7 protein-coding genes are annotated in these 18,609 nt (G+C 64.9%); 6 read left to right on the top strand and 1 reads right to left on the bottom strand.

Going from position 1 to position 18,609, the window contains the following annotated elements; all coding sequences use genetic code 11:
• Positions 1-7: 7 nt before the first annotated feature.
• Positions 8-2,107 carry a glycogen debranching protein GlgX gene (glgX, locus tag CRT23_RS03525; RefSeq protein ID WP_103708632.1) on the top strand — a complete coding sequence of 700 codons (2,100 nt, stop codon included), beginning with the start codon at positions 8-10 and terminating at the stop codon, positions 2,105-2,107.
• A 42-nt stretch (positions 2,108-2,149) separates the two neighbouring features.
• Here the strand turns inward: glgX and CRT23_RS27680 are convergent, their stop codons facing one another.
• Positions 2,150-2,356 (bottom strand): hypothetical protein, encoded by a 207-nt coding sequence (locus CRT23_RS27680; protein ID WP_146056316.1) that lies wholly within the window; start codon positions 2,354-2,356, stop codon positions 2,150-2,152.
• A 246-nt stretch (positions 2,357-2,602) separates the two neighbouring features.
• Between CRT23_RS27680 and treZ the strand changes: the two genes are divergently transcribed.
• From treZ to glgB, 5 genes are all read left to right on the top strand, one after another.
• Positions 2,603-4,405 carry a malto-oligosyltrehalose trehalohydrolase gene (gene treZ / locus CRT23_RS03515; RefSeq protein ID WP_103708630.1) on the top strand — a complete coding sequence of 601 codons (1,803 nt, stop codon included), beginning with the start codon at positions 2,603-2,605 and terminating at the stop codon, positions 4,403-4,405.
• On the top strand, positions 4,405-9,306 hold the full coding sequence (locus CRT23_RS03510) for a malto-oligosyltrehalose synthase (protein ID WP_103708629.1): 4,902 nt from the start codon (positions 4,405-4,407) through the stop codon (positions 9,304-9,306). The genes treZ and CRT23_RS03510 overlap by 1 nt, the downstream gene beginning before the upstream one ends.
• Positions 9,307-9,446: 140 nt before the next feature.
• The gene (locus CRT23_RS03505; protein ID WP_103708628.1) at positions 9,447-12,827 is read left to right on the top strand and encodes a maltotransferase domain-containing protein; all 3,381 of its coding nucleotides are present in this window, start codon (positions 9,447-9,449) and stop codon (positions 12,825-12,827) included.
• A 172-nt stretch (positions 12,828-12,999) separates the two neighbouring features.
• Positions 13,000-16,257: a maltose alpha-D-glucosyltransferase gene (gene treS / locus CRT23_RS03500; RefSeq protein WP_103708627.1), complete on the top strand. Its 3,258-nt coding sequence runs from the start codon at positions 13,000-13,002 to the stop codon at positions 16,255-16,257.
• Positions 16,258-18,561: a 1,4-alpha-glucan branching protein GlgB gene (gene glgB, locus CRT23_RS03495; protein ID WP_103708626.1), complete on the top strand. Its 2,304-nt coding sequence runs from the start codon at positions 16,258-16,260 to the stop codon at positions 18,559-18,561.
• Positions 18,562-18,609 lie beyond the last annotated feature (48 nt).

Genomic DNA, 18,609 nt, shown 5'->3' with positions numbered 1-18,609 from the left:
TGACCACATGATCGGCGTCGATGACGGCGTGCCGGCGCCGCTTGGCGCGCATTTCGACGGGCGCGGTGTCAACTTCGCGCTGTTTTCGCAGAATGCCACGGCCGTCGACCTCTGCCTGTTCGATCAAGGGGAGCGCCATGAAACCCGGAGGATCCGCCTTCCCTGCCGTACCGACGACGTCTGGCACGGCTACCTGCGCGGCGTATTCCCGGGCCAACTCTACGGCTACCGCGTCCATGGTCCCTGGGATCCGGCCCAGGGGCACCGCTTCAACCCTGCCAAACTGTTGCTCGACCCCTATGCCCGCGACATCCAGGGGCGCATCCGCTGGCACGACTCCCTGTATGGCCATCGCCGCGGCCTGCAGCGTGCTGACCAGATCGACCGGCGCGATAGTGCCGCCTTCATGCCACGCGGCATCGTCACGCCGCCGGAGGTGCCTGATCTTGCGGTGAGCCCGGTCCGTCGACCCTTGTCCCAGACGGTGATCTACGAGGCGCACGTCAAGGCCCTGACGCAGACACACCCGGACGTGCCGGAAGCGGCACGCGGCACTTATGCAGCACTCGCCCATCCGGCGATCATCGAGCATCTTCTGAAGTTGGGCGTCACCGCCATTGAGCTCCTGCCGATCCAGTCCTTCGCCGACGACCGCTTCCTCGTCGACCAGGGCCTCGTGAACTTCTGGGGATACTCACCGCTGAACTACTTCGCTGCCGATCCGCGCTACCGTGGGCCGGCCGGAATCGGTGGTCTGCGCGCGGCCATCCGGGAGCTTGCCGCCGCTGAGATCGAGGTGATCCTCGACGTCGTCTACAATCATACGGCGGAGGCCGATCACGCCGGCCCGACCCTATCGTTTCGCGGCATCGACAACGCCAGCTACTACAAGCTCAAACCGGACAACCGTCGCGAAGAGATCGACTGCACGGGCTGTGGCAACACACTCGACCTTGACCATCCGCGCGTCATGCAGATGGTGCTCGACTCTCTGCGGCACTGGGTGACGGCCTACGGCGTCGCCGGTTTCCGCTTCGATCTGGCGACAAGTCTCGGTCGCAACCCCCATGATTTCTGCCCCAAGGCCGCCTTCTTCCAGGCCGTCGCGCAGGATCCCGTTCTTGCCCCTGTGAAGATGATCGCCGAGCCCTGGGACATCGGCGCCGGGGGTTACCAGCTCGGTGGCTATCCCCGCGGCTGGAGCGAGTGGAACGATCAGTTCCGCGACAGCATCCGAGGCTTCTGGCGCGGCGATCGTGGCACCCTGGCCAAGGTCACGCAGGGGCTCTCGGGTTCACGTGAAATTTTTGCGGCCTCCGGGCGGTGGCCCCTGTCGAGTATCAACTTCGCTGCCTCCCATGACGGCTTCACGCTGGCGGACGTCGTGGCCTATGAAGAGAAGCACAATCTCGCCAATGGCGAGGACAATCGCGACGGGCATGGACACAACCTCTCGCGCAATTACGGCGTCGAGGGGGACACCGCCGATCCCGTCGTCCTCAACCTGCGAGCCCGCCAGAAGCGCAATCTCCTGGCTACGGTGTTCCTGGCGCAGGGTGTGCCGATGCTGCTCATGGGCGATGAGCGCTCGCGGAGCCAGCGCGGCAACAACAACGCCTACGCCCAGGACAATGCCATCAGCTGGATGGACTGGGAGAACGATCCGGATCTCAGCCTCGCGACCTTTGTCGGCAACCTGACGCGCCTCCGCCGCGAGCAACCCGCCCTACGTCGGCGCGACTATCTCACGGGCGCTCTGGTCGATGATGGGCCTCTCCGAGACGTTCACTGGCTCGCCCCGGGGGGGACTGAGATGGACGATGGAGACTGGGCGGATTCCGACCGGCAAGCCTTCGGTATGCAGATCGGCAATGATCTGCCGCAGGCGGATCGCCTGCTCATCCTCATCAATGCGGCCGAACAGCCCTGCGATTTCACCCTGGCGCCGATCATCGGAGGCCCTTGGACGCTTGTTTTCGACACGACGAAACAGACCGGTTCTGTGCCGGCCGGACAGGCCCTATTTCCACCCGGCGCGGGCGTTCGCCTCGATGCACAAGCGATTTATGTCCTGCGCGCGAGGCCGGCCTCGGCATATCGGGGATAAGCAGAGAGCAGGTTGAGACCCCGGCCGGGCCTCGAACGGCGTTCACCCCGTCGATCCCTCGGTGCGCAATTCATGTCGCGCTTGTTCGAGGAACTCCTCGCGTTCAGCATCCGAAAGGGGCAACAAAGGGCATTCGGAGGTCGGGTGGTCGTCGGCGCCGGCGGCGTCCCAGCAACGCTCTCCGTGACTCTTTCGTGCGAAGTTCAGCTTGGCCCTCGCCAGGACCAGCACCGCATCAGCTTCTTCCATCTTTAACCCTACAGCGCGGGGAACCGGTCCGACCCGCTTGAGGCAAGAGTCGGACCGAGCCGGGATCGACTCGGAGGAGTCGGTGCGGCGCACAAAACTCTTTCGGCCAGTGGTTGTCGCCGCCAAACCACGCCTTACCTCGACGATGATCCCACAGGGAACAACATGGTGCGCGCCGGCTTCTGCAAGGTGCGACGGACGCTCACGTCCCCAAGACGAATTCAGCAGACGGATGATGGTGGCTTGATGCGGCGCGCCCACAGCATGGTTTTCGGCAGCGAAGTGGTGAAGGACGGAGTTCGCTTCGCGTTCTGGGCCCCGACGGCCCAAGAGGTGAGCTTGGTCCTCGACGGAGCGGACCATCCGATGCCGGACAGCGACGAAGGCTGGCGCCGGCTCACCGTTGCAGGAGCCGGCGGTGGTGCACGCTACGGCTATCGCATCGACGGCGACCTGATCGTACCGGATCCGGCATCACGGTTTCAGCCAGAAGACGTCTCAGGTCTGAGCGAGGTGATCGATCCGCGCAGTTACGATTGGGCCGACGCCACTTGGACCGGACGCCCCTGGGAGGAGGTCGTGCTCTACGAACTCCATGTCGGGACGGCGACGCCAGAAGGCACTTACGCAGCGCTGGAAGGTAAGCTCGAGGACCTGCGTGACCTGGGAATAACCGCCATTGAATTTCTTCCGCTCGCGGACTTCAAGGGTACGCGCAACTGGGGCTACGACGGTGTCCTGCCCTACGCGCCGGACAGCGTTTACGGTCGACCAGACGACTTGAAGCGCCTCATCGACAAGGCGCACTCCCTTGGGTTGATGGTCTTCTTGGACGCGGTCTACAACCACTTTGGCCCAGCCGGGAATTACCTGAACGCTTACGCCAAGACTTTTTTTACAGAGCGACATCAGACGCCCTGGGGCGCCGGGATCAACTACGACGGCGAGACCAGCGGGCGAGTTGTCCGCGATTTCTTCATCGAGAATTCATTGTATTGGCTTGAGGAATTTCACTTTGATGGTCTGCGCTTTGACGCAGTCCATGCGATTCTCGATGATTCTGAGAAGCACTTCATCGGAGAGCTCGCCGAAACCATCCGCGCGAGACTTCCGGGCCGCCATATTCACCTTGTCCTTGAGAACGAGGCGAACCAGGCACGCTGGCTCGAGCGCGATACGCAGGGGCAGGCGATCCAGCATAATGCGCAATGGGCCGACGACCTGCACCATTGCTGGCACGTGCTCCTCACCGGCGAAGATGCCGGCTACTATGCGAGCTTCGCTGACAAGCCAGTCGAGCACTTGTCCCGCTGCTTGTCGGAAGGTTTTGCCTATCAGGGCGAGCCCTTCCCGACCCTCGATAACCATCCTCGCGGCGAGCCGTCCTCCCATTTGCCGCCATCAGCCTTCGTCACGTTCCTGCAGAATCACGATCAGGTCGGAAACCGGGCGCTGGGTGAGCGGCTGAGCGCTCTCTCTGATCCGAAGAAGCTTGCGCTCGCCCGGGCCGGGCTGCTCCTCAGCCCTCAGATTCCGATGCTTTGGATGGGCGAGGAGTGGTCGTCGACCGCGCCCTTCCTCTTCTTCGTGGACTTTGCACCGGACGAGGAGCTGAACAAGGCTGTTCGCGAGGGACGCCGCCGGGAGTTCAAGAGCTTCGCAGCCTTCGCCGACGATACGTCGGTGATCCCAGATCCTACTGAAGCGAAGACGTTTACAGATTCACGGATCGACTGGGCCGAGCGCTCGGAGGCGGCTCACCGCGCGGTGCTGACGGACACGCGCAATCTGCTTCAGATCCGGCACCAGAGCGTGGTTCCCCTGACGAAGACCCGATATGTCGGCGCACGGTCGACCCTACCGCGGCCCGATGTCGTAGACTGCACCTGGACCTATGCGGGCGGCTGGCTGCGTTTCGTCGCCAATGTCGGCAACGCTGATTTCACCGTCGAGCGCGGTGGCGGCCAGGTCATCTGGTCGAGCGGTTCGGGCAACGGATCAATCCAACTTCCGTCTTGGACGGGTGTCTTTCTGACGGGTGTGAATTGATGAGCCGCGACCTCGAACGCCTCGCCGACCTCCTCGGCGTCGCCGCCGGCTATACCGATGCCTTCGGGCAGCCCGTAGAGACCGCTCTCGAGGTTCGGCGTGGGATGATCGCTGCCCTCGGCTTTGCCGTCGAAACCGACACGGACATCGCCGCGAGCCTCGCCGAGGTTGCGGCCGTGCGAAGCGGGCTCATCCCGCCGCTCCTGCCGGCCGAGGCCCGTCGCGCCACAACTGTCCCGATTCAGGTGGCAGGCGCCAGCGGGACATTGTCCTGGCGTTTGGTCGACGAGCGAGGACATCACCGCGAGGGTCGTGTCGCGGTCACGGGCTCCAGCTTCGAGTTGCCACCGCTTACCCCAGGCTATCATCGCCTCTCCGTCACCCTCGGTGAACATCGTTCGGATTCCTGGGTGATCTCGGCGCCGCAGCGCTGCTGGCGCCCGCGGGCCTATGCGGATGAGGGCGCCCGCGACTGGGGTCTCGCGGCACAGCTCTACGGCCTGCGCTCGCCCGACAACCTCGGGATTGGCTCCTACGCCGATGCGGGGCGGGCGGCGCGGGATGCGGGCCTGCGCGGCGCGTCCTTCCTGGGCCTCAGCCCCGTCCACGCTCTGTTCGCCACCGATCGCACGAAGATCTCGCCCTACTCGCCATCGTCGCGGCTCTTCCTCGAAATCCTCTTCATCGAGCCCGGTGCCCTGCCGGGCTTCGCGGGCTCGAGGGCGGCGGCACTGCTGGCCTCCATGGAAGATCGGGTGGAGAGTCTGCGCGAGGCCAAGCTCGTCGAGCATGCCGGCATCTGGGCCGTGCTGTCGCCCGTGCTGCAGGCTCTCTGGCAGGATTCTGCGGCGCGCGCCGGGATGGATGCGGACTTTGCCGCCTTCCGAGCCACCGGCGGGGAGGACCTTGAAGCGCACGGAACCTTCGAGGCGCTCGCCGAGCACTATCAGGCACAGGGCGCCCAGTGGCTCGGCGACTGGCCGGAGGAGATGCGCCGCAACGGAACGCAAGCCGTGCGCGCCTTCGGCGAGGCCCATGCCGAGACCGTGACCTATCACATCTGGCTGCAGTACCTTGCGGACCGCCAGCTGGAAGACGCGTCCAACACCGCGCTCGCCACCGGCATGCGCCTCGGACTCTACCGCGACCTCGCCGTCGGTGCCGACCGGGGCGGTTCGGAAATCTGGTCGCATCCCGAACGGTTCGCCAACGGTGTCTCCATCGGGGCGCCGCCGGACCTCTTGGCTCCGAAGGGGCAGGATTGGGGCCTGCCAGCCTTCCATCCCCTCGAAATGGAGCGCGACGGGCTTGCCGCCTTCCGTGCCCTGGTGGTGGCCAACATGCGCCATGCGGGCGCGATCCGAATTGATCACGCCTTTCAGCTTGCACGCCTGTTCCTGATCCCGGTTGGGCGTTCGGCGAAAGAGGGGGCTTACGTGGCGATGCCCTTCGAGCCGATGCTCGCGGTGCTGCGCCTCGAAAGCCACCGCGCGAAGTGCCTGGTGATCGCGGAAGATCTTGGGACCGCCCCGGAAGGCTTCTCCGACGCCCTGATGCAAGCTGGCATCCTCAGCTACCGGATCCTCGCCTTCGAGCGCGAGCAGGGCGCTCGCTTCAAGCCGCCTGCGGCCTATCCTCGGGATGCCCTCACGGCCATCACCACCCACGATCTGCCGACTTTCGTCGGATGGTGGCGGGGCGTCGACACCGACACGCGCCAGGCGCTGGGGCTCTACGATTCCGAGCGCGCCGATGCGGAGCGCCGCGAGCGCGTCGAGGAGCGCACCCGTCTCACCGAAGCGCTCGCCTCGGAGCAGTTGCTGCCGAGCTACGATCCGCCCGAGGCTGCCCCGTTCGAGGCTGCGGCCCGTTATCTCGGGCGTGCGCCCTCCATGCTGACGGCTGTCCAGTATGAAGACGTCGTTTCCGAACTGTCCCAAGCCAATGTGCCGGGCTCGACGGAAGGCTACCCGAACTGGCGTCGCAAACTCGATCGCACCCTGGAAAGCATCGCCGCCCCCGGGGGACCCCTCGCCAAGCTTGCGGCCTCCCTCGCCGCCGAGGATCGCGGTCCGCGCTCGGGAGCCGCCCGCCTCGCATCGGCTCCGCCCCGATCGACTTATCGCCTCCAGTTCCACAAGGACTTCACCTTCGCGGATGCGGAGAAGATCGTTCCGTACCTCGCCAAGCTCGGCATCAGCCACGTCTACGCTTCGCCGATCCAGAAGGCCCGCCCCGGCTCGACGCACGGCTATGACATCGTCGATCACTCGACGATCAACCCGGAACTCGGCGGAGAAGAGGGCTTCGCCCGCTTCTCGGACGCGCTGCATGGGGCCGGCCTGAAGCTCCTCCTCGACATCGTGCCGAACCACATGGGCGTCGGCGGCGCCGACAATCCCTGGTGGCTCTCAGTGCTCGAATGGGGCGGGCTCTCGCCCTCGGCCGAAGCCTTCGACATCGACTGGTCGCGGCTCGGCGCCAAGAACAAGCTCGTGGTGCCGTTCCTCGGCGACCGCTACGGCGAGGCTTTGGAGAAAGGGACTCTGGAGCTGAAATTCGATCCCGAAAAGGGCGCATTCAGCATCTGGCACTACGAGCACGAATTTCCGATCTGCCCGCTCCAGTATCCGACGATCCTGAACCGCTCGCTCGCGGCACTCGGCGACATCGAGGACGCGGCGGCGCTCGAGGTGTTGGGCATCTCGGAGCGCCTGCGCCTCATGGGCGAAGAGACCAGCGACGAGCGCCGTCGTGCTTTCCCGGCGGAAGCCGAAGAACTCAAGGACCGCCTCGTCGAGGCCGTCGAAGCCTCTCCGGCCATCGCGTCCGCAATCGGTCGCACGCTGAAGCTCCTTAACGGCGCCAAGGGGCACCCTGACAGCTTCGGTCCGCTGCACCGCCTTCTGGAGCAGCAATCCTATCGCCTCGCCCATTGGCGGATCGCTGCGAGCGACATCAATTACCGCCGGTTCTTCGACGTGAACGGCCTCGCAGGCCTGCGTGTCGAGAAATCCGACGTGTTCCAGCGCTCGCACGAGACGATCTTCCGCCACATCGAAGCCGGGCGCATCGATGGTCTACGCATCGACCACATCGATGGTCTCGCCGATCCGCTCGGCTATGCGCGCGCGTTGCAGGCTGCCATCGGCCCAGGCTTCTACGTGGTGGTGGAGAAGATCCTCGAACCCGGCGAGCGCCTGCGTCCCTGGCCCGTGGCGGGCACGACCGGGTACGACGTCCTCAATCAACTCGACGGCATCCTCGTCGATCAAGGCAAGCGCGCCGAGATCCGCAAGCTCTACGAGAGCCGGACGCAGTTCGACGAGCCGTACAAGTTCATGCTCCGGGCGGCCAAGGCCGAGATCTTGGAGATTAGTTTCGCCTCCGAGCTCGAGGTGATGACCTCCGACCTCAAGGCTGTGGCGGATGCGGACCGACGGACCCGTGACTTCTCGGTCAATGCCATTCGTCGGGCCCTGATCGAGATCATTGCCCGCTTCCCGACCTATCGCAGTTACCTGCCGGGCGACCTCGACGAAAGCGATGTCGAGGACGAGGATATCCGTCTCATCGAGACGGCGGTGAAGAAGGCCAAGCGCTGGAGTGCGTTGCCGGACCGTTCCGTGCACGACTTCGCCGCCGACGCCATGCTCGGCCGCATCGACGTGACGGGACCGGGTCGGCCGGACCCGGAGGTGATCCTGCGTTTCCGCCGCCGCTTCCAGCAGCTCACCGGTCCGGTGATGGCCAAGAGCCTGGAGGACACACTGTTCTATCGCTTCGCCGAGCTCCTCGCCTTGAACGAGGTCGGGGGCGATCCGGGCGAGTACGGCCTCGACGCGGAGCATTTCCATGCGCTTCAGGCGGCGCGGGCTCGCGACTGGCCGAATGCGATGATCACCACCGCGACCCATGACACCAAGCGCGGCGAGGATGCCCGCTCGCGCCTGCTCGCCCTGTCGGAAATCCCGCAGGATTGGGCCATTGCCTGGGACACCTGGACGAACCTCGCCCAGCCCCATCTGACGGTGATCGACAAGGAGCCGGTGCCGGACGCCAATGACCAGTGGATGTTCTTGCAGGCTATCCTCGGTGCATGGCCGCTCGAACTGCTGGAGGCGGACGATCCGACCGCGATCGAGGATTTCCGTAGTCGCCTCGATGCCTATGCCGATAAGGCCTTGCGCGAATCGAAGCGGCGGTCGAGTTGGGTCAACGTCGACGAGGAGTACGAGGGCGCGGTTCACACGCTCTTCGGCGGCCTCATCGCACCCGGGTCCGCGTTCCTGGCGCAACTGCGCCCGTTCGCAAAGCGCCTCGCTCATCTCGGCATGATCGCCGGTTTGGGACGAACGGTACTGAAGGTGACGCTGCCGGGCCTGCCCGACACGTACCAGGGCACCGAGTTCTGGGATTTCTCGTTCGTAGACCCCGACAACCGCCGCCCCGTGAACTACCCGGCCCTGACCAGGGCCCTGGAGGAGGGCTTGCCGACCGCCGATCTCCTGGCACACTGGACGGATGGACGCGTGAAGCAGGCGACCCTTGCTAGGCTCCTGGCAGATCGCGCCGCCCGGCCGAGCTTCTACGCCGACGCCGATTATCAGGCGCTTCCGGCGTCCGGTCCGCAGGCAGGGCATGTCATCGCATTCACACGTTCGGATGCGACGACGGGCGAGGGCGATCTCGTGGTTGCGGTCCCGCGACTCGTCTCAGGTCTCATCGGTGACGCCATCTGGTCGAGTGAAGCCTTCGCCGGGACGAGCGTGGCGGTGATGCCAGGCTCAGCCTGGATCGATCTCGTCACCGGCGACGAAGTTGTTTCCGAGGACGGCCGGATCGAACTCGAACGGGCCTTCGCGCGTCTGCCCTATGCCGTCTTGAAGCGGATCCGCTGACGGCGCGCCGACACGATCGATATGGGGAAGGGATCGACCTTCCTCGACACGGCTGACCCTCTTCGGGACAGCCGCTCGCCGGCTCAGGCGGCCCCTGTCGGGGTCCCGATCCGTGCACGCACAGACGAAATGGAGCTCGCATGAACGCACCCAGCCCCGCAACGACCGCCGCCCAGCGGACCGCAGCCGGTCAGGTGCCGCTTCCCGCTACCCTCGCGCCCCGCGCTGAGGGGCCGCGTATCTACAACCTCTTCCCACTTCTCGTCGGCCGCGTGTCTGCCTGGACCGCTGAATTGCCGAGGATCGCTGCCCTCGGCTTCGACTGGGTCTATCTCAATCCCTTCCACCAGACCGGTGGATCGCGCAGCCTCTACGCCGTGGCCGATCCGGACCGCCTGGACGAGCGCTTCCGCGACCGGGACGGCACTTCGGACGATGAGCAGATTCGACGTTTCTGCGCCGCCGCCGCATCGCATGGTCTCAGTGTGATGACGGATCTCGTCATCAACCACACCGCCATGGACGGTCCGCTCGCCGCTCAACGCCCGGATCTGTTTGTGCGGGATTCTGAGGGCCAGATCGAAAGCCCCTATGCGGTCGATCCGGACGATCCGTCGATCCGTACGGTTTGGGGCGACCTCGCCGAACTCGACTATCATTCCGAAGGCGCGCGCCAGGAACTCACCGCCCTCTGGTCGGGCTACGTCAACCGCCTGCAGGATCTCGGCGTGCAGGGGTTCCGCTGCGACGCCGCGTACAAGGTCCCGGCCACGGTCTGGCGCGACCTGATCGGTGCGGCCAAGGCACTGGAGCCGGATTGCCTGTTTGCGGCCGAGACCCTTGGCTGCACCTTCGAGGAAGCCCAGTCCACCGCGGGAGCCGGGTTTGACTACCTCTTTAACAGCTTCGCCTGGTGGGACCTCAAGGCCTCCTGGGCGCTCGACCAGTACGAGCGCCTGCGCGTTATCGCGCCCTCCATCGCCTTTCCCGAGAATCACGACATGGCCCGCTTGGCCGCCCACCTCGACGGCGACGCGGCCGCCATCGCCCGTCACCTGACGGCACGCTACGCCTTATCCGCCTTCTTCTCCGCTGGTGTGCTCATGCCGATCGGGTACGAGTGGGGCTACCAGCGTGCGCTGCACGTGGTCGAGACGACGCCGGAAGCACGCGAATCAAATACTGGCGTCGACATCTCGGCTTCGATCGCGGCGATCAATGCCCTGCGGGCCGAACTGCCGGCCGCCAATGTCGAGGGTGCCCAGGCGCGGATTTCGTCACCCGACGCGGCCTACACGGCTCTGCTGCGCTTCGACACCGGACATGGCGCCTCCGCGCGCAGCGCCACGCTGGTGCTGTACAATCCGACAGAGGCATCGGTGCCGGTGGCGCCGGAAGCCCTTCTGGCCCGGACAGGTGGCATGCTCGGTGACTTCATCGATCGGACGCCGGAGGCGGAGCCCATCCAGTTTCGCCCAGGCGTTGCCCTTGCCCTGGCACCGGGAGAAGTCCGCATCCTCGCCGCGGAAAGCTTAGGCGTGAAGGCGATGCCGAAGCCGAGCACACCGACGGGTGAGGGTCGCGTCGTCATCGAGGCGGTGATGCCGGAGCTCGATGGCGGCCGGTCGGCGGTCAAGCGTGTGGTGGGCGAAAGCGTTCACGTTACCGCGGACATTTTCAGCGACGGCCACGAGATCATCGACGCCGAGATCCTGTCACGGGTCGTGGGTGAGACCGAATGGCGGTCCGACCGCCTGGTATTCATCGACAACGACCGCTGGGGCGGTCACTTCCCGCTCCTGCGCAATGCCCGCTACGAGTTCACGATCCAGGCCTGGCGAGACGGGTATTCATCCTGGGTGCGCGACACCCTGAAGAAGCGCGATGCCGGGGTCGACGTCCGACTGGAGACCATCGAGGGTGTTGCCTTCGTTCTGGGGGCGGCCGAGAATGCGGCGGATTCGGATCGCGGCCGCCTGAAGGCCCTCGTCGGCGACCTCGAGGCTCAGCCGTCCGGCTCGGCGAGCCAACTCGACGTGATGCTCGCACCTGCCAACGCGCATCTGATCCGCCAGCATGCCCCGCGCATCAACCTCTCGCGTTATCCGGTCAACGTGCCGGTCATCGCCGATCGTCTCGCGGCCCGTTTCTCGGCTTGGTACGAGATCTTCCCGCGTTCCCAATCAATGGACGTCAACCGCCACGGCACCTTCGACGACGTCATCCGGCGTCTGCCGGAGATCCGCGAACTTGGCTTCGACGTTCTGTATTTCACGCCGATCCATCCTGTCGGAAAGACCAACCGCAAGGGCAAGAACAATACCCTAAAGGCGCTGCCCGCGGATGTCGGCTCGGTCTACGCAGTCGGTTCGGAGGAGGGCGGACATGAGGCCGTTCATCCGGATCTCGGCACCCTCGACGACTTCCGACGTCTCGTTGCGGCGAGCCACGCCTACGGCATGGAGATCGCCCTCGATTTCGCGATCCAGTGCTCGCCGGACCATCCGTGGATCAAGAACCACCCGGAGTGGTTCGAGTGGCGTCCCGACGGCACCCTGAAGTTCGCCGAGAACCCGCCCAAGAAGTACGAGGACATTTCCAACGTCCATTTCTACGGTGGCGCGCTGCCATCCCTCTGGATCGAGCTGCGCGACATCGTCATGGGCTGGGCGGAACTGGGCGCCCGGATCTTCCGGGTCGACAATCCACACACCAAGCCGATCCCGTTCTGGGAGTGGATGATCGCCGAGGTCAATGCCCGCTACCCCGACGTGATCTTCCTCGCTGAGGCCTTCACCCGGCCGAAGATGATGAAGAAGCTCGCCAAGGCGGGTTATCAGCAGAGCTACACCTATTTCACTTGGCGAGACACCAAGGCAGATCTGATCGCCTATTCGACCGAGTTGGCGGGAGAGATGGGCGACTATTATCGTCCCAACTTCTTCGCCAACACGCCCGACATCAATCCGATCTACCTGCAGACCAGCGGACGGGCGGGCTTCGTCGTACGCGCAACCCTTGCCGCTACGCTGTCGAGCGTCTGGGGCATCTACAACGGCTTTGAAATGTGTGAGGCCGAGCCTTACCCGGGCAAGGAAGAATACCTCAACTCCGAGAAGTACGAGCTGAAGGCCTGGGATTACCACCAACCCGGCAACATCCGTGACCACATCATCAAGCTCAATCAGATCCGGCGCGACAACCCGGCCCTGTGGGACTTCCGCAACGTCGTCTTCACCGGCGCCTATAACGACCAGATCATCGGCTACGCGAAGGTGACGCCGGACGGGGACAACTGCATCTTCGTGCTGGTCAACCTCGATCCGCGCAACCGGCAGGAATGCACCTACGAGGTGCCGCTGTGGCTGCTCGGCCAGCCCGATGACGGGGCTGTCGAGGTCGAGGACCTGCTGCTCGGCTACAAGTTCGAGCTACGTGGGAAATCGCACCGCATCGCCCTCGATCCTGCGGAGCGCTCGGCGGTGATCTGGCGCCTTCGCGCCCCGAGCCGGGTTGCGTAAGCCGCGTGCCCGTGTCAGCAAAAAACCCGGCGGCCCAGGCGGGCCGTCGTCGTGTCGCCCGATTGTCGGCGCCTACCGAGCCGACGGACGCCGTACTCGCCAGTCTCATCGCTGTGAGTGGTACGGATGCCCCGGACACGCCCTTGAACTCGACGCATGAGGCAACGACGCGATGATCGATCGCAGCGATCCGCAATGGTACCGTGACGCCATCATCTACCAGATCCACGTCAAGTCGTTCTTCGACTCCAACAATGACGGGATCGGCGATTTCGAGGGCCTGACGCAGAAGCTCGACTATGTCCGCGACCTCGGTGTCACGGCCATCTGGCTGATGCCGTTCTATCCGTCGCCCCTGCGGGACGACGGCTACGACATCGGCGATTATCGGGACGTCAATCCGTCCTACGGCACGATGGAGGAGTTCCGGAAGTTCGTGGACGCGGCGCACGAGCGCGGCCTGCGGGTGATCACCGAGCTCGTCATCAATCACACCTCCGACCAGCATCCCTGGTTCCAGCGAGCCCGCGAGGCGCCGGCCGGTTCGCCGGAGCGCGACTTCTATGTCTGGTCGGATACCGATACGCCGTACTCGGACACGCGCATCATCTTCCTCGACACCGAGGTCTCGAACTGGACCTGGGACCCGGTCGCCAAGCAGTACTTCTGGCACCGCTTCTACAGCCACCAGCCCGACCTGAACTTCGACAATCCGGCCGTGCTCGAGGCGGTCATCGAGGTGATGCGCTACTGGCTCGACATGGGCGTGGATGGCCTGCGCCTCGATGCAATCCCCTACCTGATCGAGCGAGACGGCACGAACTGCGAAAACCTGCCGGAGACACACACGGTCATCAAGGCGATCCGCGCAGCTCTGGATGCGAGCTATCCCGACCGGATGCTGCTGGCTGAGGCCAATCAGTGGCCCGAGGAGACCGCGCAGTATTTCGGCGACGGCGACGAGTGCCATATGGCATTCCACTTCCCGCTGATGCCGCGCATGTACATGGCGATCGCCCGCGAGGACCGGCACCCGATCACCGACATCATGCGCCAGACCCCGGAAATTCCCGAGGGCTGCCAGTGGGCGATCTTCCTGCGCAACCATGACGAGCTGACCCTCGAGATGGTCACCGCCGAGGAGCGCGACTACCTCTGGTCTTTCTATGCCGCCGAGCGCCGCGCCCGCATCAACCTCGGCATCCGGCGCCGCCTCGCGCCCCTGTTGGAGAACGATCGGCGCAAGATCGAGCTGATGAAGTCCCTCGTCCTGTCGATGCCCGGCACGCCGGTGCTGTATTACGGCGACGAGATCGGAATGGGCGACAACATCTACCTCGGTGATCGCGACGGCGTGCGGACGCCGATGCAATGGTCGCCGGACCGCAACGGTGGCTTCTCGCGGGCCAATCCACAGAAGCTCTTCCTGCCTTCCGTGCAGGACCCGATCTACGGCTTCGACGCGATCAACGTCGAGGCACAGACCCAGTCGCAGACCAGTTTGCTGAACTGGACCCGGCGCATGATCGCAATCCGCAACAACTCGGTGGCGCTCGGCCGGGGCGGCATGCAGTTCCTCTATCCCTCGAACCGCAAGGTCCTCGCCTGGATCCGCGAGTTCGAGGGCGAGCGGGTCCTCTGCGTCGCCAATTTGTCCCGAGCGCCGCAGGCGGTGCAGCTCGACCTGTCGGAACTGCGCAGCGCCGTGCCGATCGAGCTGACCGGGGGCTCGGAGTTCCCGGCCATCGGCGATCTGCCATACCTGCTCACCTTGCCCTCCTACGGCTTCTACTGGTTCTCCCTAAGCGCGGCGAACACGGGCAGCATCGGCCCGCAGCCCGAATTGCCGGAACTCTTCACCCTCGTTCTCACGGGTGGCATCGAGACCTTGATGGCTGGGCGTGAGCGCACGGCCTTCGAGCGCACGGTCGCGCCGCGCTTCATTGCGACCCGTCGTTGGTTCGCCGCCAAGGGCTCGCGCATCAAGTCGGTGCAGGTCACCGACAGCGCGGCGCTGAAGGACAGCACCGGCGAGTCGAAGTTCCTCCTGCCCCGGGTCGCTGTTCACCTCTCCACGGGCGAGCGCCAGGACTATTTCGTGCCGGTGGCGGTCGATGAAGGCCGCGAAGACGAGGCCATGCTTCAGCATGCCGTGGCGCGTGTCCGCCGGGGTCCGCGCACCGGGCTGCTGCTCGGCGCGGCTGCTTCGTCGAGCTTCGCCGTTGCGATGGTCGAGAGCATGCGCGAGGGTCGCGAGATCGCCACCGAGACTGGGCGCCTCGTCTTCTCCACCACCTCCGCCTTCGATCGCGAGGTGGTGGTGGAGCCCGGCGAGATCCGGTCGCTGAACGCTGAGCAGAGCAACACCTCGATCGCCATTGGCTCGAAGATGATGCTGAAGCTGCTGCGCCGCCTGCAGACCGGGACGCATCCCGAGATCGAAGTCGGGCGCTTCCTTACTGAGACCGCGCACTTCCACAACACGCCGGCGCTCCTTGGCGTTCTTGAGCACGTCGACGCCAAGGGCACCCGTACAGCGCTCGCGGTGCTGCAGAAGTTCGTGCCGAACCAGGGCGATGCCTGGACGCTGATGCTGGAAGGCCTGCGCCGCGACTTCGACACGGTGGTGTTGGCGCCGGAGAGCGAAGCGCCGTCACCCGCGGAGGCGTTCGAGACCCACCTGCGCTGGGCGATTCTGCTCGGGCGCCGCACGGCCGAAATGCACAACGCGTTCGCGGTCGAGACCGACGACCCGGCCTTCGCGGCCGAGCCCTTCGACCACGCCGACCTATACGCCCTCGGCGACGACACGCGCCGCCAAGCGGAGCGGGCCTTCCGCGGGCTCGACGGCCTGGCAGGCCGCGGCTCCAATGCTGCGAGCACCGAACTGGCGGGCCGCCGCCACGAGGTCGAGGCGGCGATCGAGACCCTCACCGCCAGGGCACCACAGGGCGCTACGAAGACCCGCATCCACGGAGATTATCACCTCGGGCAGGTGCTGGCGGCAGAGGACGATCTCATCATCGTCGACTTCGAGGGTGAACCCTCGCGGCCGGCCGACGAGCGTCGGATCAAGTCGACACCGTTGCGGGACGTCGCCGGTATGCTGCGCTCCTTCGCGTACGGCGCCGAGACCGTCACTCGTGGGATCGCCGCGCGCTTCTCGGATTCCGAGGAGCGGGCCCGGCGGGCTTCGATCGCCTGGCGCGGCATGATCGATGCCGCCTTCCTCGACGGCTACCGCGAGGCCGTCTCGGTGAGCCGGGCCGCCGTGACCGATCCGGAGACCGAGAGCCGTCTTCTCAGGCTCTCATTGCTGACGAAGGCGCTCTACGAGGTCGATTACGAAGCCAACAATCGACCCGACTGGATCGAAATCCCCGCCCGTGGGGTTCTCAACATTCTGGATGAGATCAAGAGAGGCGTTTGAATGATGGGCATCGACGAGACGTTCGCGAGCAGGACCGGCCAAGCGTCGGGCACCTCCGGATCGGCGGACGTTACGCCCGTTGCCACCCGGGCGCCGCAATCCGCGGCGCCCGAGACCGGTTCGCTTCACCCCGACGTCATTGCCGCAATGATGGCGGCGAACCATGGCGATCCCTTCTCGGTGCTGGGTCCTCATGAGGTGGGGCCGGGTCAGTGGGAGGTACGCGCCGTGCTGCCGGAGGCGAAATCCGCGAGCCTGCTCGTGGGCAGCCAACGCATTTCCTTCGAGCGAAAACACCCGGACGGCTTCTTCGTCGCGCGCCTGCCGAGTGAGGGGCGTCCGCTCTATGAGCTATCCGTCGAAACCTGGGACGGCGTCGAGCGCTCGCGCCACGATCCGTACGGGTTCGGCTCCTCCCTGCGCCAGGAAGATATCGACAATCTGCGCGAGGTCGGCAGCAACGTCACCTATCGCATCCTGGGTGCGCAGCATCGCCCGGTCGACGGGATCGACGGTTTCCGCTTCGCGGTCTGGGCACCGAATGCCCGCCGAGTCAGCGTCGTCGGCGACTTCAATAACTGGGATGGCCGTCGCCATCCCATGCGGCTCTGGCAGAGTGGCGGCATCTGGGAACTGTTCATCCCCGGGTTGAAGGCTGGTGCGCACTACAAATACGAGATCCGTGGCGCCGACGGATCATTGCTGCCCCTTAAGGCCGATCCGGTCGCTTTCGCGGCCCAGAAGCCGCCGGAGACCGCCTCGGTTCTCCAGGGAACGAACGATCCTGCCTGGCATGATGAAAAGTGGATGGCGACGCGGGGTGAGAAGGACCCGCGCCACATTCCGATCTCGATCTACGAGGTCCATCTCGGTTCCTGGGCGCGGGTCGCCGAAGAAGGCAACCGTTACCTGACGTACCGGGAACTGAGTGAGCGCCTGATCCCCTACGTGAAGGAGATGGGCTTCACGCACATCGAGATGCTGCCGATCACAGAGTTTCCCTTTGACGGATCCTGGGGCTACCAGCCGGTCTCGCTCTTCGCGCCGACGAGCCGCTTCGGCACGCCGGACGACTTCGCTGCTTTCGTCGATGCGGCCCACGTGGCCGGCATCGGCGTGATGCTCGATTGGGTGCCGGGCCATTTCCCCCTCGACGCGCACGGCTTGGGTCAGTTCGACGGGACGCATCTCTACGAGCACGCCGACCCTCGTCAGGGCTTTCACCAGGATTGGGGCACCTACATCTATAATTTCGGTCGGACGGAAGTCTCCAGCTTCCTCGCCGCCAATGCTCGGTTCTGGCTCGAGCATTATCACCTCGATGGCCTGCGCGTGGATGCCGTCGCGTCGATGCTCTACCTCGACTACTCGCGTCGTCAGGGCGAGTGGATTCCGAACCGTTATGGTGGCAACGAAAATCTCGACGCCATCGAATTCCTACGCAAGACCAACGAGGCGACCTACGCGCACGCACCCGGCACACTGACCGTGGCGGAGGAATCCACCTCCTGGCCGGGAGTTTCGCACCCAACCTATACGGGTGGCCTCGGTTTCGGCTTCAAGTGGAATATGGGGTGGATGCACGACACCCTGAATTTCGTTTCCAAAGAGACGATTCATCGCCGCTACCACCACCACGACCTGACCTTCGGGCTGCTCTATGCCTTCTCGGAGAACTTCATCCTTCCGCTGTCTCACGACGAGGTGGTGCACGGGAAGGGCTCGCTCCTCGGCAAGATGCCCGGTGACCGTTGGCAGAAGTTCGCGAATTTGCGCGCCTATTACGGCTTCATGTGGGGGCATCCCGGTAAGAAGCTGCTCTTCATGGGTTGCGAGTTCGGCCAGGAGAAGGAATGGAACCACAACCAGAGCCTCGATTGGCACCTTCTGGAAGACGGGATGCATCAGGGCGTCAAGGATCTGATTCGCGACCTCAACCACCTCTACAAGGCGACGCCAGCCCTCCATAGCCGGGATACCGAGGCTGCCGGGTTCCAGTGGCTGGTGGCCGACGACCAGGACAACAGCGTCATCGCCTGGGCCCGGAAGGGTCGTGAGCCGGATGAAATTGCCGTGGTGGTCGCGAACTTCACGCCGGTGCCGCGGGAGAGTTACCGGATCGGCGTTCCGGTTGCCGGTTTTTATCGGGAAGCCATCAACTCGGACGCGGAGCGCTACGGGGGTTCGAACGTCGGTAATATGGGCGGCGTTCAGGCCGAAGCCGTGCCGAGCCATGGTCAGCCCTACTCGGTGTCCATGACGATCCCACCCCTGGCAACGACGATCTTTCTCCGCGAGGGGTAAGGTCGTACGTCGCGGGTCCCTTCTTCAGGGATGGGACCTGCAACCTGA

The organism is Methylobacterium sp. V23 (genome assembly GCF_002917135.1).
Taxonomy (GTDB): domain Bacteria; phylum Pseudomonadota; class Alphaproteobacteria; order Rhizobiales; family Beijerinckiaceae; genus Methylobacterium.
The sequence above is the reverse complement of the archived record's forward strand: the minus strand, read 5'-3'. Positions and strand labels throughout refer to the sequence as shown.

Coding starts and splice junctions, on each gene's coding strand:
- treS (WP_103708627.1), top strand. CDS start 13,000: ATGATCGATCGCAGCGATCCGCAATGGTACCGTGACGCCATCATCTAC.
- treZ (WP_103708630.1), top strand. CDS start 2,603: ATGCGGCGCGCCCACAGCATGGTTTTCGGCAGCGAAGTGGTGAAGGAC.
- glgB (WP_103708626.1), top strand. CDS start 16,258: ATGATGGGCATCGACGAGACGTTCGCGAGCAGGACCGGCCAAGCGTCG.
- CRT23_RS03505 (WP_103708628.1), top strand. CDS start 9,447: ATGAACGCACCCAGCCCCGCAACGACCGCCGCCCAGCGGACCGCAGCC.
- CRT23_RS03510 (WP_103708629.1), top strand. CDS start 4,405: ATGAGCCGCGACCTCGAACGCCTCGCCGACCTCCTCGGCGTCGCCGCC.
- glgX (WP_103708632.1), top strand. CDS start 8: ATGATCGGCGTCGATGACGGCGTGCCGGCGCCGCTTGGCGCGCATTTC.
- CRT23_RS27680 (WP_146056316.1), bottom strand. CDS start 2,356: ATGGAAGAAGCTGATGCGGTGCTGGTCCTGGCGAGGGCCAAGCTGAAC.